The sequence below is a fragment of the Enterobacter sp. I4 genome, assembly GCF_022669095.1.
Taxonomy (GTDB): Bacteria; Pseudomonadota; Gammaproteobacteria; order Enterobacterales; family Enterobacteriaceae; genus Enterobacter; species Enterobacter pasteurii.
Genome location: NZ_JALBUO010000001.1, coordinates 2,153,816 through 2,174,420 on the forward strand (window position 1 = coordinate 2,153,816; position 20,605 = coordinate 2,174,420).

The following is a 20,605-nucleotide window of genomic DNA, read 5'->3' on the forward strand; positions in this document are numbered from 1 at the left end:
TCACACTTACTAAATCGGTTTAGCAAAAAACATTGCCGATCCAAAATTTCGCGGTTTAGTATCATCAGCCTAAACCGGTTTAGCAATTTAGCACTTTCACCGACTTTTCCAGGAATGCGACAAAATGTATAAAAAACGCACGCTTGCCGTGATGATAGGCATGCTGGCCGGCAGTACCTCTGTCTTTGCCCAGACGAATATGAACAGTATCGAAGCCCGCCTTGCAGCGCTGGAGCAGCGTTTGCAGGAGGCGGAAACCCGCGCGCAGGTTGCTGAAAAGCGCGCCACGGCGGCGGAACAAAAAACGCAGCAGCTGGTGGCGGCCCAGCAGAAAACGCAAACCACCACCCGGGAGGTGGCGCAACGTACCGCGGCACTGGAGAAAAAAGCCGACCGCAGCAGCGGCTTTGAGTTTCACGGCTACGCCCGCTCCGGCCTGCTGATGAACGACGCGGCCTCCGGCAGCAAAAGCGGCCCGTACCTGACTCCCGCCGGGGAAACGGGCGGGGCCATCGGCCGCCTTGGGAACGAAGCGGACACCTACGTTGAGCTGAACGTTGAGCACAACCAGACGCTGGAGAATGGCGCCACGACGCGCTTTAAGGCGATGCTGGCCGACGGTCAGAAAACCTATAACGACTGGTCGGCCGACAGCAGCGACCTGAATATTCGTCAGGCCTTTGCCGAACTGGGCCATCTGCCGGACTTCACCGGCGCGCTGAGGGGCAGCACCTTCTGGGCGGGTAAACGCTTCGATCGCGATAATTTCGACATTCACTGGCTGGATTCCGACGTGGTGTTTCTCGCCGGAACCGGCGGCGGCGTGTACGACGTGAAGTGGAACGACGCGCTGCGCAGCAACTTCTCTGTCTATGGCCGCAACTTCGGCAGCGAGGAGGAGATCGACAACAACGTACAGAACTACATCCTCAGCATGAATCACTTCGCCGGGCCGTTGCAGGTGATGGTCAGCGGCCTGCGGGCAAAAGATAATGACGACCGTAAGGACAGCAACGGCGATCCGATTAAAACCGACGCGGCGAATAACGGCGTGCATGCCCTGGTCGGTCTGCATAACGACAGTTTCTACGGCCTTCGCGAAGGTTCCGCCAAAACGGCGCTGCTCTACGGCCACGGTCTGGGTGCAGAGGTGAAGAGCATCGGCGCTGACGGCGCGCTGCTGTCGGAAGCCGATACGTGGCGCTTTGCAAGTTACGGTGTCACGGCGCTGGGCGGTGGCTGGCACGTTGCGCCCGCCGTGCTGGCGCAGAGCAGCAAGGACCGCTACGTGAAGGGCGACAGCTACGAGTGGGTCACGCTTAACGCCCGCCTCATCAAGGAGGTTACCCAGAATTTCGCCCTCGCGTTTGAGGGCAGCTATCAGTACATGGATTTAGCCCCGGAAGGCTACAAGGATCGCAACGCGGTAAACGGCAGCTTCTACAAGCTAACCTTTGCCCCGACGCTCAAGGCGGGCAAGATTGGCGATTTCTTCAGCCGTCCGGAGCTGCGCCTGTTCGCCACGTGGATGGACTGGAGCAGCAGGCTGGATAACTATGCCAGCGATGACGCCTTTGGCAGCAGCGGCTTCAACGCAGGCGGGGAATGGAACTTTGGGGTACAGATGGAAACCTGGTTTTAACCCTGTACGCTCCCGCACCGCGGGGGCGTTTTGAACATCATAAAAAGACGTCAGGAAGAGGTATCTATGGATTTTAATCAAATTGCCCGCGAGCTTATTCCGCTGCTCGGCGGCAAAGAGAACATCGCCAGCGCGGCGCACTGCGCGACGCGTCTTCGTCTGGTCCTGGTCGATGATGCGCTTGCCGACCAGCAGGCCATCGGCAAGGTTGAAGGCGTAAAGGGCTGTTTTCGTAACGCCGGACAGATGCAGGTGATCTTCGGCACGGGGGTGGTGAATAAAGTTTACGCGGCGTTTATTCAGGCGGCAGGGATTAGCGAATCCAGCAAGTCGGAGGCCGCAGATATAGCGGCACGCAAGCTGAATCCGTTCCAGCGCATCGCCCGTTTGCTCTCTAACATCTTCGTGCCGATTATTCCGGCGATTGTGGCCTCCGGCCTGCTGATGGGCCTGCTCGGGATGGTGAAAACCTACGGCTGGGTGGATCCGGACAACGCGCTTTATATCATGCTGGACATGTGCAGCTCGGCGGCGTTTATCATTCTGCCGATCCTGATTGGCTTCACCGCCGCGCGCGAGTTTGGCGGTAACCCGTACCTGGGGGCAACGCTGGGGGGCATTCTGACGCACCCGGCGCTGACCAACGCCTGGGGCGTGGCGTCCGGCTTCCAGACCATGAACTTTTTCGGCCTTGAAATTGCCATGATTGGCTATCAGGGTACCGTGTTCCCGGTGCTGCTGGCGGTGTGGTTTATGAGCATCGTGGAAAAGCAGCTGCGCCGGGCGATCCCGGACGCGTTAGATCTGATCCTGACGCCGTTCCTGACCGTTATTATCTCCGGTTTTATCGCGCTGTTGATTATCGGCCCGGCGGGACGCGCGCTGGGCGACGGCATCTCCTTCATCCTCAGCACCCTGATTGCGCACGCGGGCTGGCTGGCGGGACTGCTGTTTGGCGGCCTGTATTCGGTCATCGTCATCACCGGTATTCACCACAGCTTCCACGCCATCGAGGCCGGGCTGCTGGGTAACCCGTCGATAGGCGTTAACTTCCTGCTGCCGATCTGGGCGATGGCGAACGTGGCGCAGGGCGGGGCGTGTCTGGCGGTGTGGTTCAAAACCCGCGATGCCAAAATCAAAGCCATCACGCTACCGTCGGCGTTCTCGGCAATGCTGGGCATTACCGAGGCGGCGATTTTCGGCATCAACCTGCGCTTCGTGAAGCCGTTTATCGCGGCGCTGATTGGCGGCGCGGCGGGCGGCGCCTGGGTGGTGTCGGTGCACGTTTACATGACCGCCGTCGGGCTCACCGCTATTCCCGGCATGGCGATCGTACAGGGCAGCTCGCTGCTCAACTATATTATCGGCATGGTGATAGCCTTTGGCGTGGCGTTTACCGTCTCCCTGCTGCTGAAGTATAAAACGGACTCTGAATAATGACCTCTGCTTCCCGCTGGCCTGCCGTGCTGCAGGCCGTAATGAAAGGCCAGCCGCGCGCGCTGGCGGACAGCCACTATCCCCAGTGGCACCCTGCGCCGGTGACGGGGCTGATGAACGATCCGAACGGCTTTATCTGGTTTGCCGGACGTTACCACCTGTTTTATCAGTGGAACCCGCTGGACAGCGATCATCGCTACAAGTGCTGGGGCCACTGGAGTTCAGCGGATATGGTGCACTGGCGGCATGAGCCCATGGCGCTGATGCCCGACGAAGACTACGACCGTAACGGCTGTTACTCCGGCAGCGGCGTGGATGATAACGGCGCGCTCACCCTGTGCTATACCGGCAACGTCAAGTTTGACGATGGCGGCCGTACCGCCTGGCAGTGTCTGGCGGTGCAAAATGACGATGGCACTTTTAGCAAGCTGGGGCCGGTGCTGCCGCTGCCGGAAGGGTATACCGGACACGTCCGGGATCCGAAGGTGTGGCGCCAGAATGGGCTGTGGTACATGGTGCTCGGCGCGCAGGATCTGCAGAAGCGGGGCAAGGTGCTGCTGTACAAATCCGGGGATTTACGCTGCTGGCAGCCCTGCGGTGAAATTGCCGGACACGGGGTGAACGGGCTTACGGATGCCGGGTATATGTGGGAGTGCCCGGATCTGTTTGCGCTCGACGGCACGCACGTCCTGATCTGCTGCCCGCAGGGGCTGGCGCGCGAGCCGCACCGCTATCTCAACACCTATCCGGCCGTCTGGATGAGCGGGGCGTTTGATGAGGAAACGGCTTCCTTTACCCACGGCGAGCTGCACGAGCTTGATGCCGGTTTCGAATTTTACGCGCCGCAAACCGCGGAGGCAGAGGACGGCCGACGTATTCTTATCGGCTGGATGGGCGTGCCGGACGGGGAGGAGATGCTCCAGCCGACCCGCGCGCACGGCTGGATCCATCAGATGACCTGTCCACGAGAGCTACGCTTTCGCGACGGTAAGCTCCTGCAAACTCCGGTGCGCGAGCTGGAAACGCTGCGCGAGGAGGAAAATAACTGGCAGGGTCGCGCCGACGATGCGCCGGAACTGGACGGAACGCGCCTGGAGTTCGAGCTGAGCGCCTCGCGCGTAAGCGTGGATTTTGCCGGGACGTTACGGCTCGCTGTCGATGACGAAGGTATACGCCTGGAGCGGGCCAGCCTCAAAACCGGGGAAACGCTAACCCGCTACTGGCGGGGAGAGGTGCACCATCTGCGCGTGCTGTGCGACCGTTCCAGCGTTGAAATTTTCATCAATCACGGTGAAGGGGTCATGAGCAGCCGCTATTTTCCCGACCATCCGGCACGGGTGCGCGTCGAAGGTGCGTCCGACATCACATTACGCTACTGGTCGCTGCGCAGCTGCATGATAGAATAGCGGTTTTGGCTGCCGGAACCAGGTCGTTGTGAGAAAAACAAAACGCGTTACTATTAAAGACATTGCGGAGCTGGCGGGGGTGTCAAAAGCCACCGCCAGTCTGGTGCTGAACGGCCGCAGCAAAGAGCTTCGGGTGGCGGAGGAGACGCGCGAGCGCGTGCTGGCGATTGCCAAAGAACACCATTACCAGCCCAGCATTCACGCCCGTTCGCTGCGGGACAACCGCAGCCACACCATTGGTCTGGTGGTGCCGGAAATCACCAACTACGGTTTTGCCGTCTTTTCTCACGAACTGGAGACCCTGTGCCGCGAGGCGGGCGTTCAGCTGCTGATCTCATGTAGCGATGAAAATCCGGGCCAGGAGACGGTGGTGGTCAATAACATGGTGGCGCGCCAGGTGGACGGGCTGATCGTCGCCTCCAGCATGCTTAACGACGCGGACTATCAGAAGCTGAGCGAACAGCTGCCGGTGGTGCTCTTTGACCGCCATATGAACGACAGCTCTCTGCCGCTGGTCATCACCGATTCGATTACCCCTACCGCTGAACTGGTGGCCGAAATTGCTCGCCAGCATCCAGATGAGTTCTACTTCCTCGGCGGACAGCCGCGGCTATCTCCGACGCGAGACCGCCTGGAAGGGTTTAAGCAGGGGCTGCGCGACGCCGGCGTTGAGCTACGCCCGGAGTGGATCGTTCATGGCAATTACCACCCAAGCTCCGGCTACGAAATGTTTGCTGAACTGTGCGCGCGCCTTGGCCGCCCGCCTGAAGCCCTCTTTACCGCCGCCTGCGGTCTGCTGGAAGGGGTGTTACGCTACATGGGCCAGCATAACCTGCTGCAAAGCGAAATACGCCTGGCCAGCTTTGACGACCACTATCTGTATGATTCTTTAACCCTTCCCGTTGATACCATCCGCCAGGACAATCGCCAGCTCGCCTGGCACTGCTTCGATCTGATTGGCAAACTGATTGAAGGAGAAACGCCGGAGCCGATCCAGCGGAAGCTGGACGCCACGCTGCGGCGGCGATACAGCGGCACGAAATAAAAACGACTTACGGATACATCAATAACTTTAATTAATTAAAGATCTGATTTAGCCGATAACCAAAGGGAAATTATATCTCTGAGGTGTGTTATGTCGTTGAAAAAATCATCACTGATTGTCCTGTTTTCCCTGCTTTTTTTCTTTGTGGCCAGCACCCTTACCAGCGTTGGGCTCATCATAAAAAGTAATAATTCGCTGGATAACGTGAACAAAGAAATTCAGGTCGTGCTGTCCATCATTGACCCCATCAACCACAGCCGGACCCTGCGCGTCAGGGTGATGGAGTATGTGAAAATGGTGGAGGCAGGGGATACCTCGGATCGGTCTGCGAAGCTGGCATCGGTGAAAGAGGCGCTGACCAAAGCCGATGGCGCCTTTTCGGCATTTATGGCCGCGCCGCGTTTGCAGGATGAAGCCTCACTGATTACCGCCTACCGGGACGCGTGGCAAAACTACCGTAACCAGGGGCTGGAGCCGCTGATCGCCGCAGCCGCTTCTCAGGACGTGGCGCGATTCAACGCGCTTATTCCCGCGGTGTCTCAGCTCGATCGCCAGTATGAGATCGTGCTCGACCAGATCCTCTCCGTTCACCAGACGTACGCTAAAAGCCTGAACGAGGACGCGAGCAGCAATTTCGTGTCAGGGCTGGTTATCATCGCCAGCATTGCCCTGCTGTTTGTGGTGGTGATTATCGCCGTCAGCGTCCTGATGAAACGGGTCGTCTTCGCGCCGGTCAACCTGGCGCGCGAGCACTGTAGCCAGATTGCAGCCGGAAAGCTGGACGTTCCGGTACCCGTTAAGCCTCACTCAGGCAATGAAATCGAACGCCTGATGGGATCGATGGAGCAGATGCGCCAGGCGCTGCTCGCGACCATTTCTCAGGTGCGCGATGCCAGCCATACCGTCACGCACGCGGCGCAGGAAATTGCCTCGGGAAATATCGACCTGGCCTCGCGCACTGAACAGCAGGCTTCCGCCTTAACCCAGACGGCCGCCAGCATGGAAGAGCTGAGCGCGACGGTGGCGAACAATACTGAAAACGTATTCCAGGCGGGTAAGCTGGTGCAGGACGCGGTGAAAAATGCCCGTACCGGAGAAGCGGTAACCCGCGACGTTATCGAAACGATGAATACCATCGCCTCTAACTCGAAGCGCATTGAGGATATCACCAGCGTGATTAACAGCATTGCGTTCCAGACCAACATTCTGGCGCTGAACGCGGCAGTTGAAGCGGCGCGTGCCGGCACGCAGGGGCGTGGCTTCGCGGTGGTGGCAAGTGAAGTTCGCACCCTGGCGCAGAAAAGCGCGGTGGCAGCAAAGGATATCGAAAATCTTATCGCCCAGTCCGTTTCCAGCGTGAAGAACGGCGCGGAGCTGGTTAACCGCTCGGGAGAGGTAATAGATTCTATTATTTCATCGGTGAATAAAGTTAATAGCCTGATGGAGCAGATCTCGGTCGCCTCCGAGGAGCAGAGCCGCGGGATTGGTCAGGTCGGGCAGGCCGTGACCGAGATGGATGGCGTAACTCAGCAGAACGCGGCGCTGGTGCAGCAGTCCGCCGCCGCCGCGGCCTCGCTGGAGGAGCAGGCGCAGCAGCTGTCGCAGAGTATTTCGAGTTTCAGCCTGCCCAGGACGGCATGACGGACAGGCGTTGACAGGGCAATAAACTTCGACCACTCTAAAAACAATATCTTAGAGAGGTCGTTATGCTTCAACGGTTTGCAAAGAAAAAGGCGCTGTTACTTTCTGCTCTGCTGGTTTCCGGGCTGGTCAGGGCAGAAGAGTCGCTTCCTGACGTGGTGAAGACATTCAGCGAGCAGCAGGACATCAAAATCATCAAGAAAATTGACGCCCCCGGCGGCGCGCCAGCGTGGCTGGGGCAATATCAGGATATGGGCGTCACCCTCTTTTTGACCCCTGACGGGAAGCATGTGGTGTCGGGCTATCTGTATGATGAGAAGGGAACAAACCTTAGCGAGACCCTGTTCCAGAAAGAGATTTACGCACCGTTGGGCCGCGAAATGTGGAAAAAGCTTAACGCGGCGCATCCGCTGAAAGAGGGCGCAGATACGGCGCCGCGTAAGGTCTTTGTCTTTGCCGACCCGTTCTGCCCGTACTGCAAGCAGTTCTGGGCTGAAGCGCAGCCGTGGGTGAAGGCCGGCAAGGTCCAGCTCAACACGCTGCTGGTCGCGTTCCTTAACCCGAAAAGCGGGCGTAACGCCTCTGCGATCCTGAATGCCAAAGATCCGGTATCGGCATGGAAAGAGTACGAGCTGTCCGGCGGCAAAAAGTTGCCTAAACCTGACGGGGCGGCATCCCGGGAAACCGTTGAGATCCTGCAAAACCACCAGACGCTAATGGACAGCCTCGGTGCGAACGCGACGCCGGCAATTTATTACCTGAACGAGCAAAACGAACTGCAGCAGGTCGTGGGCATGCCGGACGCAAAACAGCTTGAGGCGATGTTCGGGCCGAAGCCGTAAGCGCGCAAAAGAGAGGCAGAAACGGGGCGTTTCTGCCTGTTCTCCTTCAGCTTCCCCAGCGCCCGCGAAGGTAATTCACCGCCTCCTGGGTCTGGGGCTGGTTAAGATAGTCTTCGCGAAACAGGATCGTGCCCTTTACGTCCGGCAGTGAATCATTAAGATCCAGCTGTTTTTTCAGCTCCGGCACGCCGCCGTTCACCGTCCAGTCCGGTTCGTTTCGGGAAGGCGCGCCGACTTTATAAAATGCGATCCCGATGTAGAGGCGGGTATGGGTCGGCTTCACCACGTCGGCCCACCATTTTGTCAGCACATCGTAGCGCGCGGCATCCCGGGCGAACGGCCAGTAGATCTGCGGCGCGATGTAGTCCAGTAAGCCCTGCTGTACCCACTTGCGGGTGTCCGCGTAGGATTCATCATAGGCTGCCGCGCCGCGCGTGTCCGAGCCCGCCGGGTCGAACGAGCGGTTGCGCCAGACGCCTGCCGGGCTGACGCCAAATTCAACCTCAGGTTTAGCCTGCTTAATCGCCCGCGAGACCTGCACAATCAGCTCCTGCGTGTTATGCCGCCGCCAGTCCGCTTTTGACGCAAACCCCTCGCCGTAGCGCCTGAAGGTGTAAGCATCGTTCAGGGTGGAGCCGGGCGTCTCCGTGTAGAAATAATCATCGAACTGTACGCCGTCAATGGCGTAGCGATCCACCACCTCCATCACTATACGGGTTATCCAGTCCCGCACTTCCGGAATGCCCGGATCGAGGACAAAGCGATCCCCTGAGGTGCGTATCCATTCGGGATGCTGCACGTAGACGCTGGAAGGGCGAAGCGACGAGGTCCGGTTAAGCGCGGCGATGGTCGAGGGCTTAGTGTTAGTCGAAACGCGATACGGGTTAAACCAGGCGTGAACCTTCATGCCGCGCCGGTGGGCTTCATCCAGCATAAACTGGAGCGGATCGTATCCCGGGTATTCCCCGATAGTCCCCGTCAGGGTATCTGACCACGGCAGTATGTCGGAGGACCACAGCGCCGTACTGTCCGGTTTGACCTGGAAGAAGACGGTGTTGATCCCCAGGCTTTTCAGCTTGTCCAGTTTGTCCGTCAGCGCACGCTGCTGTTGGGCAATACGCTGGTCCGCGCTGCGGCCATTTACCGACGACACCGGCGGCCAGTCGAGGCGGGAGACGGTCGCCAGCCAGATCCCGCGCATGGGCTGGTTTGCCTGCGGTAGAGGTTTATTTGCCTGCGGCAGTGGCGTAACGAGCGACTTCGGCGGCGTGGAGGTGCAGCTTACAAGTAAAAGCGCGCAGCCAAGCAGCGCGCCGGTCCGTTTTACATGTCGCATCATTGGCGTATCAGCTCCTGGGTGTCCGGCTTTCCGTCCAGGGATTAAAGGCCGGTTCGTCCTGTTCTGCGGGACCTTCATCATGAAGGGAGTCAAGATAGAGGGCTTCAACTTCCGCGCGCGCCCACGGGGTGCGGCGCAGGAACTTCAGGCTCGACTTAACGCTCGGGTCTTTTCGAAAACAGTTAATTTTGATGCGGTTGCCCAGATCGTTCCAGCCGTAGCGCGCAACAAGCGCGTTAACCTGCATCTCGAGCGTTACGCCATGCAAAGGATCGTTGGAAACAGGTGCAGTCATAGGCGTCCGGTAGTCTCATTTATTATGGGGAATGGAATAATCGATGAAAGGTTACAAGAAAGCAGGGGAAGCGGCAATTTAAGCGTGAGGTTCTTCACCCCGCAGGGCTGAAGGTTCCCCACAAATTAATGCGAGCACTAAGCAATCCCCTCGCCCCTCCGGGGAGAGGGTTAGGGTGAGGGGAACATACGGCGGTGGTGGTCATTCCGTTCACGTTATGTTCCTTGCTACTCTGTAACGACATGACCGGTGAACGTGCCAGGGTGGCTCAGTCGCCACCATCCTGGCGACCCGGGCTCTCGGCGGTAAATCGCCGCTTCGCGGTGCCCTTGGCTTATTCCTTCCGGCTTATCGGGTACGGGCGGATGTAACGTCCCTGTAAAGCCGCCCTCTCGGCGCATCCCTGCGCCTCGCCCCGGCCTGCAGGAAACGCCTCAGCGATTTACAGCCGGACCAGGGAATCGCTGACAGCCCTCAGTCATTCAGAAAGCAACATTATTGCTTCTGCTTAAAAATAACTGGGGAACCCTCAGCCCCGCAGGGGGTGAAGAGAGGAGATTGCAGAGATAACCTTATTTTTTAAATAGCTCTGGGGCCCATGGCGTAGGATCTACCTCCATAAATGGCGCGCGTTCGAAGCGGGACTTCAGCGCCCAGGGCACCGTACAGTCAAAGATGGTTTTGCAGGTGATGCCGTTTCCACGAATCGAGGTGCTGTAGTCCGGGGCCTGAGACGGATCCAGCTGGTGGCCGCGGATCCCCGGCAGGTTGGTGATGCTGACATCTCCCTGCATGCGGGTGGTCATGGCCCACAGGAGGTCATCGCTGTCGAAAATATCCACATCCTCGTCTACGAGAATAATGTTCTTAAGCTCGGAGTAGGTGGCTAACGCGATCAGTGCCGCCTGGCCCTGGCGTCCTTCGTCTGAGGGCTGACGTTTTTTCACCTGCAGCACGCCAAGGAATTTGCCGCCGCCTGCAGTATGCGCATAGACGTTTTGCAGAAAACCGGGGATGGCTTCTTCCACCGCGTTGCGGATGCTGGCTTCGGTCGGTAAACCCGCGAGCGTGGTATGCTCTTCGCCCGGCCCGACCAGCGTTTGCAGGATCGCCCGATGGCGCATGGTAACCGCTTTTACCTTAATCACCGGTAAGGAAGAGTTGGCCTCGCCGCAGTAGCCGGGGAACTCCGGCATCGCATGGCCGGTATGGGTGTGCTGGTCCTCTTTTACGCGCACGCCCGGCAGCAGCTCGCCTTCAATAACGATCTCCGCGCGGGCAATCGCTTTTTCCCGCACGGCCACGCCCTGAACCAGCTCAACCGGGGACTGACGCAGCGCGCCGGCGACGCCCAGCTCGTTATAGCCGAAGGGCGTGGTAGGGGCCTCAAAGCACGCGCCAATGTAGATAGCCGGATCCAGGCCCATATTGATGGTGACCGGCAGCGGTTTCCCGGCCTCTTCAGCTTTTTTGCGGAACACTTCGATATGGCGGCCCGCGGCAAGGAACATGGAGAGTTCGTCGCGCTCCTGAACGCAGAGGCGGTGAATGGTGACGTCGGTGAGCGACGCGTCTTCCGGGTCGCTTGCCAGCACCAGGCCCAGGCAGAAGAACGGGCCCGCGTCTATCGGGGTGTTCGTCGGTGCCGGCAGCAGCCTGCGCAGATCGAAGTCAGGATCGTCGGCATAAAACACCTGCTCCTGACACGGGGCCTGCGCCGCCGGAACGACAACCGGCGCTAGCGGATTTTTTACCGCATGACCGACATGCTTCGCCAGCTCAGAAGGTTCGCAGCCCAGCAGCAGCGCCGCACGTTCACGGCTGGCGTGCATCCCCACCAGGATCCGGGAGCCGGGATAGCCTTTCACGCTATTAAACATCATGGCGGGCCCGGTGCGGGTTGGGCGTTTGACCGTGCCGCCGGCACCGATATGCCGGTATACCCCCGCCAGCTCCGCGTTGGGATCGACCGGATGGTTAGTTTCGATGTACTGGCCGTCGTGGCGCTGGAGCAGTTCGATGGCGCTTCTGAGATCGTTGATTGGGTTTTCCATATTTTCCTCCCTCGGATGAATGCGTCCATTGTCGGTGGAAGCAAATTCACCATCAATTGCATCATTCATGCTATTTTGATACGTATTTTCATATCAATTATTGGGGCACGTTATGCAGTTTCGCCTGATGCGCAATTTTATTGTGGTGGCCGAGGAGCTTCACATGCACCGGGCGGCGGAGCGTCTGAATATGGCGCAGCCGGCGCTGAGCCAGCAGATCAAAACCCTGGAAGAACGTCTGGGCGTGACGCTCTTCAGTCGGGCAAACCGTCGTCTGACCCTGACGCCCGCCGGTGAGGCTTTTCTTAACAAAGCCCGGGTCGCGATAATGATGACCGAGCAGGCCATCCTGGACGCCAGGCAAACCGCCAGAGGCGAGCAGGGGGTATTACACCTTGGCTGCGTTTCGAGCGCGATGTTCGACAGCAAACTGCCCGCGGCGCTTCGCCAGCTTCACGCGAAATGGCCGGACATCACGCTTTCGGTCATGACCGGGAATGTACAAACCCTCTACGGCGCTGTACAAAGCAACCAGCTGGATATCGCCATCATCCGCTCGCCGCTTCCGCCGCTGCCTGAGGATCTGCAAAGCCGTCCGTTTACCACAGAGAAAACGGTGCTGGCGCTGCCGGGCCAGCACCCGCTGGCGGGTTCGGCAGCGCTTACGCTTTCATCGCTGAAGGAGGAAAAATGGATTGCCCTGCGCGATCCGGAAGGCATGGGGCTGGAGCAGTACTTCTATGACGCCTGCCGCGGCGCGGGCATCCGGCCCTGCGTCGTGCAAAGCGCCACTGACGTTCCCACGGTGATAAGCCTTGTCTCCGCGGGGTTTGGGATTGCCATGCTGCCCGCCTCGGCAAAGGCTATCCGCATCGAGAACGTGGTCTGCGTGGAGATCCTCGACCGGCTCCGGGAGAGCGAGTTGACGCTGGTATGCCACCGGATCATACGCTCCGAGGTGCTGAAAAAGTTTCTCAGCCTCCTCGATCACACCGGCCGTCCGGCGGCCTGAAGGAGCTGTTCGCGCAGCCAGACGTTAGCCGGATCCTGGCCGTTTTTCGGGTGCCAGTACATGCCTATGACGATCGGCTGGAGAGGCAGCGGCGGCGGAAACAGATCGAGCGTTTGCGCGAAGCGTTGCAGCATGCGCTTTGGCAGGGTACAGAGCAAATCAGTCCCGGCCACAATCGCAGGCGCCACGGCGTAGCTTTGCGTGGACATTACCACGCTTCGCTGGCGTCCAAGCCCGGCCAGATTCTGGTCGACAAAGCCTGCGAAAGGATCGCCTTCGGATGACACCACCAGGTGGGAAAGGGCGCAATAGCTGTCCAGATCCAGCTCCCCCGTTCCGCGCGGATGGCCCTTGCGCTGGGCCGTGGCGTACTCATCGTCAAACAGCCTGCGCCTGACCCACGCATCGTGCGCCCCCGCGTCAACGCCAACGTAAATATCCACCTCTCCGCTTTCCATTTGCGCGGGCAGTTTCTGGATTTCAGGCAGCGCAAAGCGCAGGCGAATACCCGGCGCCAGCGTGCCGATCTGATTCTGTAGCTCAGCCCCAAGCATCAGCGCCGGGTTTTCGTGCAGGGCGATAACGAAGGTGCGGCTGCTGTTTTGCGCATCGAAGGTCGTGGGCTCAAGCATCGCCGAAATGCCCTGCAGCACCGCTGCAACCTGCGGCCTTAACGCCTCGGCGCGCGGCGTAGGCAGCACCCCGCGTCCGTGCGGGGAAGGGACAAACAGCGGCTCACCAAAGAGGGCGCGCAGCCGCGCAAGCCGGGCCGACAGCGCCGGCTGGCTGATGCCAGCCGCGCGGCCGCATGGGTAATGTTCCTGTCCCGGAGTAAGGCATCCAGCGCCAGGATCAGGTCCATATCCATATCGGAGGAGGTCAGCTTACTTTGCATCACGGTTGGTATAGGTAACGGGAACCCACGCGTAGCCTTCACGCTCGCCCCTGGTGACGTAACCGATGCCCGGGAAAGGCAGATGCGGAGCCGCAATCAGCGCGCGGTTTTTGACAAACTCCGCGAACGCAGCGTTGCGAACCCGGGAGGCGCCGTCCTGATCCTCATCGTAGGCGATGGTTACATCAGGCTGAGGAAACTGAACCGCGGCGACGTGAATGATATCGCCGACAAAGGTTATTTTTTCGCCCTGGCGCTCAAGCGTATAGAACGCGGAGCCGGGAGTGTGGCCCGGGTGAACCGTGCCGCTGATGCCCGGCAGAAGCTGCTCCGTCCCGGAGAATGGCGTCACCTTACCGGCGTCCAGATAGGGCTTCAGGGTCTTCTGTGCAATATCAAAGTAGTTCTGGTCGTAGCCTGATTTTTTCTGATTTTCGTCGTTAAAGAAAAAATCGATGTCCGGCTTGCCGACGTACACCTGCGCATTGGCAAATACGCGCTGGCCGTCCTTCACCAGGCCGCCGGCATGGTCGGAGTGCGCATGCGTGATCAGGATGTCGGTAATATCCTGCGGCCTGATGCCCTGCGTCGCCAGGCTCTCAATCAGCCGTCCGCCGTTTCCGGGGCCAAAGAGCTGGCCTGAGCCGGTGTCCACCAGGATCCGGTGGCCGGGCAGGGCGATATAGAACGCGTTGATGGACGCTTCAACCGGATTGGCCTGGAAGTTTTTAGCCAGTAGCGCATCGGTATTTTCCGCCGTCGTCCGGCGCAGCAGGGTATGCAGATCCTGCGGAACGCTGCCGTCCGTAAAGGCGGTGACGATCGTGTCGCCAACCTGCACGCTGTAGCCGCCAGCCTGCTGTTTAACCACATGCTGCGGGACATTCGCCGCCGCGTGGAACGCCGGAAAGAAAAGCGCAGAACCGGTCAACAGGGTTGATATAGCAAGTTTTTTCACAGTAAACATGATGGGCTCCTCAATAGTAAGTTCATCATAGTTCAACTGCGATTTTTGAGAACGGCCGAGAAGTGAATGTGACCTATCCATGGAATGGATAGGTCTGGGGAAGGGAATTACAGCACGCCCGTACCGCCGTCGGAACACCATACCTGACCGGAAGCGTATGAGCAGGTATCGGAGGCAAACAGCACGTACAGCGGTGCGATTTCAACCGGCTGGCCCGGCCTGCCCAGCGGCGTATCTCCGCCGAACTGCTGTACCTTGGACTGAGGCTGACCGCCGCTGGACTGTAGCGGTGTCCAGTACGGCCCCGGTGCGACAGCGTTCACCCGAATGCCGCGCGGCCCCAGCTGCTTGGCCAGAGACTTGGTAAAGGCCACGTTACAGGCTTTGGTCTGGGCGTAGTCCACGAGGATCCCGCTCGGTTTGTACGCCTGAACGGAAGAGGTATTGATGATTACCGCCCCTTCCTGCAGGTGGCGCAGCGCCGCTTTGGTGATCCAGAAAGGCGCATACACGTTGGTTTTAAACGTCGCGTCAAAATCGGCCGTGGTGAGGTTATCGATCGACTCGCAGTACTGCTGGCGACCGGCGTTATTCACCAGGATATCCAGGCCGCCCAGTTCGGCAACGGCTTTTTCCACCAGCGTATCGCAGAACGATTCCACGCGAATGTCGCCGGGAATGGCGACCGCTTTACGGCCTTCGGCCTGAATCAGCGCGATAACCGATGCGGCATCGGACTCTTCTTCCGGCAGATAGCCGATGGCAACATCCGCACCTTCGCGGGCGTAGGCGATGGCCACCGCGCGGCCAATACCGGAATCACCGCCGGTAATGAGCGCTTTTTTTCCTGCCAGCTTTCCCGACCCGATATAGCTTGTTTCACCATGATCCGGTAATGGCTTCATTTCCGATGCCAGCCCGGGGGCCATTTGCGGTTGTTCTGCAAACGGCGGACGAGGGTAATGCAGCGTGTGATTATTTCCTGTAGACATACCGGCCTCCTTAAATAGTGAATTCCAAGATTAGTCGCTAATTAAGCGCAAGCGGGCAAAACTGACAAATTCAGACAAATCTATATTCCATTACCTGCGGTAAATAATTCTTCAGGCCAGCATGTAATACCAGAAAAGCGCGACCTCATCTTTTTCCGGCAGCGCGTTGTAAAGATAGCGATCGTAACCGCCCAGAATAAAACCGTATTGCCGGTAAAACAGGCAGGCTGAAACGTTGACGTTCTGCGTCTCCAGCCGTAACCCGGGCGCGTTGATGCTGCGTGCCCACACGTGCGTGGCGGCCATCAGCTTGTGCGCCGCGCCCGTTCTGCGCTTTGAACGTTCTACCGCAACGTAATCCACGGAAATAAATTTATTCCAGTTGCAGGATGCGGTAATAAATCCGGCTATTTCTCCGTCATCCGTTTCGGCAATCAGAAATATGGCATCGGGATTAACGCAATGATTTTCCAGCGTCTGGAGATCGAGCTCATAGATTTTAAGATAAGGCTCGGCAAGCGCTTCGATATGCAAATCGCCATGGATAAACGGCTCTCTGGCAATGCGATCGACCGTGAAGGAAAAATCACAACATTCAAGACGGGGGAGGTCCGTACTTAATCCTTTTCGAATCTGCATGGTATTCCTTAAGTAAGAGTTATAAACAGATAATAGACGAAGCGGCATAACCTGCTGGCATAACACTCTGTTCATCCTGGTCTAAGCTTGTATCTCGTTCCGCGTAAAATGTGGTCATTCGAGGACAGTGAATGGAATTCAGAACATGTCGCAGGCACTGGGGTGCTGAATATATTTCCGATGACGTTGTACGTTTTCGCGTCTGGGCTGAAGGGCAAAGAGATCTCACGTTGCGTTTAACCGACACCGACATTCCGATGGCGGCGGTGGGCGACGGCTGGTTTCAGGTTGACGTGCCCGGCGTCACGCACGGTACGACGTATCAGTTTGTTTTACAGGACGGTATGGCGGTGCCGGATCCCGCCTCACGCGCGCAGCAGGGCGACGTCAACGGCCCGTCGGTCGTGATCGACCCGCGTCGCTACACCCCCGCTCAGGGCGAATGGAAAGGGCGCCCGTGGGAAGAGACGGTGATCTACGAGCTGCATATCGGCACCTTTACGGAGGAAGGAACGTTCAGGGCGGCCATCGAAAAACTGCCGTATCTCGCTGAACTCGGCATTACGCAGCTGGAGGTGATGCCCGTGTCCCAGTTCGGCGGATCGCGCGGCTGGGGCTATGACGGGGTGTTGCTGTATGCCCCGCACTCCGCCTACGGCACGCCGGATGACTTTCACGCCTTCATCGATGCCGCCCACGCGCTCGGGCTTTCGGTGGTGCTGGATATTGTGCTCAACCACTTCGGCCCCGAGGGCAACTATCTGCCGTTACTCTCGCCGGCGTTTTTCCATCAGGATCGTATTACCCCGTGGGGCAACGGGATTGCCTACGAGGTTGACGCCGTCCGGCAATACATTACCGAGGCGCCGCTGTACTGGCTGTCGGAGTACCATCTTGACGGCCTGCGCTTTGACGCCATCGACCAGATTAACGACGACGCAGAGCCCCATATTCTTCCCTACATTGCGCAGCGGATCCGCGACGCGTTTCCGGATCGCCATATCCATCTCACCACCGAGGACAGCCGCAACGTGATTTTCCTTCATCCGCGCGATGCAGAGGGCAATACGCCGCTGTTTACCGCCGAATGGAATGATGATTTTCACAATGCCGCGCACGTTTTCGCGACCGGGGAGTCGCACGCCTATTACCAGGACTTTGCCTTTGAGCCGGAGAAAAAGCTGGCGCGGGCGCTGGCCGAGGGGTTTGTCTATCAGGGGGAGATTTCGCTTCAGACCGGCAGGTCGCGCGGGGTTGAGTGTCGCGAGCAGCCTCCGCAGTTTTTTGTCGATTTTATTCAAAATCACGATCAGATCGGCAACCGTGCTCAGGGAGAAAGGCTCATTACCCTGGCGGGAGAGGATAAAACGCGCGTCCTGTTCGCCGCGCTGCTGCTCTCCCCGCATATTCCGCTGCTGTTTATGGGCGAGGAGTATGGCGAAACCCGTCCGTTCCTCTTTTTCACCGACTTCCACGGGGACCTGGCGAAGGCGGTGCGGGAAGGGCGCGCGAAGGAGTTTACGGGCCATACCGGGCACGATGAAGCCGTTCCGGATCCCAACGACGTCGATACGTTTATCCGCTCGAAGCCCGGCTGGGATAAGGCGCAAACCGGGGAAGGCAGAGCGTGGCTGCAGCTAACGCGCGAGCTGATAGCGCTGCGTCAGCGCCATGTCGTTCCGTTACTGAAACAGCCGGGCGCCGCAGAGGGTAACGTCCTGCAAACGGCGCTCGGCATGGTCGCGGTGAGCTGGCGTTTTCCAGCCGGGACGCTGTCGCTGGCGCTGAATATCGGTAAAAAGCCGCTCGCCTTACCGGACCTGCCGGGAAAAACGATCTTTAGCTGGCCGGAGGCAGAGGAAAACCTGCCGCCGAACAGCATTGTTGTTCGCTTTGCTGATGGAGAAGCAGCGCTATGATCCCGTCCTCAACCTATCGCATTCAGTTTCGCAACGGCATGACCTTCGATCGCGTAGTGGACCTGATACCGTACATGAAAGATCTCGGTATCAGCCATCTCTATGCGTCGCCGGTTTTCACGGCCACCACGGACTCCACTCACGGCTATGACGTGACCGACCCCAATGAAATCGACCCGGCAATTGGCGGGCGCGCAGGGTTCGACCGCATGGCGGCGGCCCTCCGGCAGGCGGGCATGGGGCTGATTCTGGATATCGTTCCTAACCATATGTCCACCTCGCTGGAAAACCGCTGGTGGCGCGACGTTATCGAAAACGGCAAACAGAGCCGCTACGCCGCCTTCTTTGACATCGACTGGTCCCGACCGCTAACGCTGCCGTTTCTTGGCGACACCTTTGAAGCGGAGCTGGAGCGGGGCGCTATCACACTGAAACGTGACAGTGTCACCGAAAAGGCGGCGCTGGTGTATTACGACACCGCCTATCCGCTCAATCCAGGCACGTATAGTGAGGATAAGAGCATCGCTGAGATCCACGAGGCGCAAAGCTGGCGCCTGATGTCCTGGCGTGAAGCGCCGAAGCAGCTGTCGTGGCGACGCTTTTTTGAAATCACCGGGCTGGTGGGCGTGCGGGTTGAGGATGAAGCGGTCTTCGCGGATACCCACCGCCTGATCCTGGAGCTTGTTCACGCCGGGGTGGTGGACGGCCTGCGCATCGACCACGTGGACGGGCTTGCCGATCCGCTGGCGTATCTGCAGCGCCTGCGCGCGGCGACCGGGCCGGACTGCTACATCACGGTTGAGAAGATCCTCGCCAAAGGGGAACAGCTTCCCCCCGAGTGGCCCGTGTCTGGCACGACGGGCTATGAGTTTATCGCCTCCCTTGCCGAAGTGCTGGTGGACGATAACAACCTCTCGCGGCTGGAGACCATCCACGCGGAAACGCTGGGCGCGCCCGTGGACACGCATGAAGAGCTGCGCAAGGCCAAAGGCCTGATGACCGATCGTAATTTCGAAGGCGAATTTACCACGCTGCTTGCGATTGCCTACGAGCTGGCCCGGCACAACGGCGCCGAGGTGCAGCGCGACGATATCCGGCATGCCCTGCGCGAGCTGCTTATCGCCTTTCCTGTATACCGCACCTACGGCACCGGCGAGGGGCTGACGCCTGCGGACGTGGCGCTGCTCGGCCGCGTGGTCGCCAGCGTTAACGCGTCGGAGCCCGCCCTGAGCCTGATCGTGCGTATTCTCACCGGCGACCTGCCGGAGCAGTATCGCGCGCTGGCCTCGCTTTTCCGCACCCGTTTTCAGCAGCTGACCGGGCCGCTGATGGCGAAATCGGTAGAGGATACGCTGTTCTTCCGCCACAACCTGGAGCTGGCCCTGAACGAGGTCGGGGCTGACCCCGCGCCGCGCGCGTTTTCACTCTCCCGCTTTCATCAGGAGATGCGCATTCGGCTCGCCCGTCAGCCCGACGCGCTGCTGGGCACCTCCACCCACGACACCAAACGCGGCGAGGATGCGCGGGCGCGGCTGTACACGCTGACGGAAGCGCCGGATCTGTGGGGGGAGAGCCTGGCGCGCTGGCGGCAGATGAACCAGACCCAGGTTCGGTTCCTGAATGACGGCACCGCGCCGAACGCGGCCGATACCTGGATGATCTTCCAGGCGCTGGCGGGCGTCTGGCCGGCATCGCTGTCGCCTGACGATCGCGACGGGCTTCAGTCGCTGGAGACGCGCTTCCTCGGCTTTCTTGAGAAAGCGCTGCGCGAGGCCAAGCAGCGCACCGACTGGATCGACAGTAACGAAAGCTACGAGAGCGTGGTGCTGGACTATGCCCGCCATCTGCTCTCCCCGGATAACACCCTGTTCCTGCACGATTTCAGCCAGGCGCTCCAGCCGTTTATTCGCGCCGGACTGATGAACAGCCTGAGCCAGACGGTCATCAAGCTGACCGCGCCCGGCGTGCCGGATATTTACCAGGGCAGCGAAGCGCTGAACTTTAGCCTGGTTGACCCGGACAACCGCCGGGAACCGGATTTCACCGCGCTGGCGGAGAACCTCAGCGCGGCGGATGGACACATCTTTAACGACGAGCAGCGCTGGCGAGACGGCAGCGTGAAGCAGTACGTCACCGCCACGCTGTTACGGCTTCGGCCGCATTACCCCGAGCTTTTCCGCTACGGCGACTGGCTGCCGCTGAAGGTAACCGGCGAGCGCGAGGAGAATCTGATCGCTTATGCCCGCCTGAAAGATGGCGAGGCGCTCATCGTCGCCGTTCCGCGGCTGGCGTTTGGCGTTAACAACAACGAGAAGCTGTGGGTTAATACCACATTGGCCATACCTCAGGAGCTGGCCGGGAAGCGCTACCGGGATCTGTTTACCGGTGAGAGTCGCGTACTGCACGAGACGCTGGATTTAACGTCTGAAAAGGGATGTTTGTTGGTTCTGCTTACCTGCGAATAATCGAGGAGAACAAAA

Annotated in this window: 15 protein-coding genes and 1 pseudogene; 9 read left to right on the plus strand and 7 right to left on the minus strand. The window is 59.2% G+C overall.

The window, feature by feature from the left end; genetic code table 11:
• Positions 1–124 precede the first annotated feature (124 nt).
• From MOQ06_RS10270 to dsbG, 6 genes are all read left to right on the plus strand, one after another.
• The gene (locus tag MOQ06_RS10270) at positions 125–1,642 is read left to right on the plus strand and encodes a carbohydrate porin (protein ID WP_242172720.1); all 1,518 of its coding nucleotides are present in this window, start codon (positions 125–127) and stop codon (positions 1,640–1,642) included.
• A gap of 66 nt (positions 1,643–1,708) precedes the next feature.
• Complete coding sequence (locus MOQ06_RS10275; RefSeq protein ID WP_148419823.1) at positions 1,709–3,079, plus strand: sucrose-specific PTS transporter subunit IIBC; 1,371 nt, start codon at positions 1,709–1,711, stop codon at positions 3,077–3,079.
• Positions 3,079–4,485 carry a sucrose-6-phosphate hydrolase gene (locus tag MOQ06_RS10280; protein WP_242172723.1) on the plus strand — a complete coding sequence of 469 codons (1,407 nt, stop codon included), beginning with the start codon at positions 3,079–3,081 and terminating at the stop codon, positions 4,483–4,485. The genes MOQ06_RS10275 and MOQ06_RS10280 overlap by 1 nt, the downstream gene beginning before the upstream one ends.
• A 28-nt stretch (positions 4,486–4,513) precedes the next feature.
• Positions 4,514–5,530, plus strand: coding sequence for a LacI family DNA-binding transcriptional regulator (locus MOQ06_RS10285; protein WP_148419825.1), 1,017 nt, complete (start codon positions 4,514–4,516; stop codon positions 5,528–5,530).
• Positions 5,531–5,620: 90 nt separating this feature from the next.
• The gene (locus MOQ06_RS10290; protein ID WP_242172725.1) at positions 5,621–7,171 is read left to right on the plus strand and encodes a methyl-accepting chemotaxis protein; all 1,551 of its coding nucleotides are present in this window, start codon (positions 5,621–5,623) and stop codon (positions 7,169–7,171) included.
• A gap of 65 nt (positions 7,172–7,236) precedes the next feature.
• Positions 7,237–8,013 carry a thiol:disulfide interchange protein DsbG gene (gene dsbG, locus MOQ06_RS10295; RefSeq protein WP_242172726.1) on the plus strand — a complete coding sequence of 259 codons (777 nt, stop codon included), beginning with the start codon at positions 7,237–7,239 and terminating at the stop codon, positions 8,011–8,013.
• Positions 8,014–8,059: 46 nt separating this feature from the next.
• Here the strand turns inward: dsbG and MOQ06_RS10300 are convergent, their stop codons facing one another.
• From MOQ06_RS10300 to MOQ06_RS10310, 3 genes are all read right to left on the minus strand, one after another.
• Positions 8,060–9,352, minus strand: a complete 1,293-nt coding sequence (locus MOQ06_RS10300; protein WP_242172728.1) for a glycoside hydrolase family 10 protein — start codon at positions 9,350–9,352, stop codon at positions 8,060–8,062.
• A 7-nt stretch (positions 9,353–9,359) separates the two neighbouring features.
• On the minus strand, positions 9,360–9,647 hold the full coding sequence (locus MOQ06_RS10305; RefSeq protein ID WP_242172730.1) for a VF530 family protein: 288 nt from the start codon (positions 9,645–9,647) through the stop codon (positions 9,360–9,362).
• Positions 9,648–10,219: 572 nt separating this feature from the next.
• Entirely contained in the window at positions 10,220–11,701 is a 1,482-nt protein-coding gene (locus MOQ06_RS10310) for a UbiD family decarboxylase (RefSeq protein WP_242172731.1), read from the minus strand.
• A gap of 112 nt (positions 11,702–11,813) precedes the next feature.
• Between MOQ06_RS10310 and MOQ06_RS10315 the strand changes: the two genes are divergently transcribed.
• The gene (locus MOQ06_RS10315) at positions 11,814–12,713 is read left to right on the plus strand and encodes a LysR substrate-binding domain-containing protein (protein ID WP_242172733.1); all 900 of its coding nucleotides are present in this window, start codon (positions 11,814–11,816) and stop codon (positions 12,711–12,713) included.
• On the opposite strand, the pseudogene MOQ06_RS10320 reads toward MOQ06_RS10315, so the two are convergent.
• The 4 genes and pseudogenes from MOQ06_RS10320 to MOQ06_RS10340 all read right to left on the minus strand — a co-directional run bounded on the left by MOQ06_RS10320 (position 12,689) and on the right by MOQ06_RS10340 (position 16,206).
• Positions 12,689–13,581: pseudogene (locus tag MOQ06_RS10320) on the minus strand (LysR family transcriptional regulator). The gene MOQ06_RS10315 and the pseudogene MOQ06_RS10320 sit on opposite strands and share 25 nt — an antisense overlap.
• Positions 13,582–13,597: 16 nt before the next feature.
• Entirely contained in the window at positions 13,598–14,575 is a 978-nt protein-coding gene (locus MOQ06_RS10330) for an MBL fold metallo-hydrolase (protein ID WP_193355144.1), read from the minus strand.
• A 107-nt stretch (positions 14,576–14,682) separates the two neighbouring features.
• Entirely contained in the window at positions 14,683–15,567 is an 885-nt protein-coding gene (locus MOQ06_RS10335) for an SDR family oxidoreductase (protein ID WP_148422675.1), read from the minus strand.
• Positions 15,568–15,678: 111 nt separating this feature from the next.
• On the minus strand, positions 15,679–16,206 hold the full coding sequence (locus MOQ06_RS10340) for a GNAT family N-acetyltransferase (RefSeq protein ID WP_176610303.1): 528 nt from the start codon (positions 16,204–16,206) through the stop codon (positions 15,679–15,681).
• Between the two features lie 131 nt (positions 16,207–16,337).
• Between MOQ06_RS10340 and treZ the strand changes: the two genes are divergently transcribed.
• Positions 16,338–18,125 (plus strand): malto-oligosyltrehalose trehalohydrolase, encoded by a 1,788-nt coding sequence (gene treZ / locus MOQ06_RS10345; protein WP_242172739.1) that lies wholly within the window; start codon positions 16,338–16,340, stop codon positions 18,123–18,125.
• Positions 18,122–20,590 (plus strand): malto-oligosyltrehalose synthase, encoded by a 2,469-nt coding sequence (treY, locus tag MOQ06_RS10350; protein WP_242172742.1) that lies wholly within the window; start codon positions 18,122–18,124, stop codon positions 20,588–20,590. Before treZ ends, treY begins: the two co-directional genes overlap by 4 nt.
• The last annotated feature ends 15 nt before the right edge of the window (positions 20,591–20,605 follow it).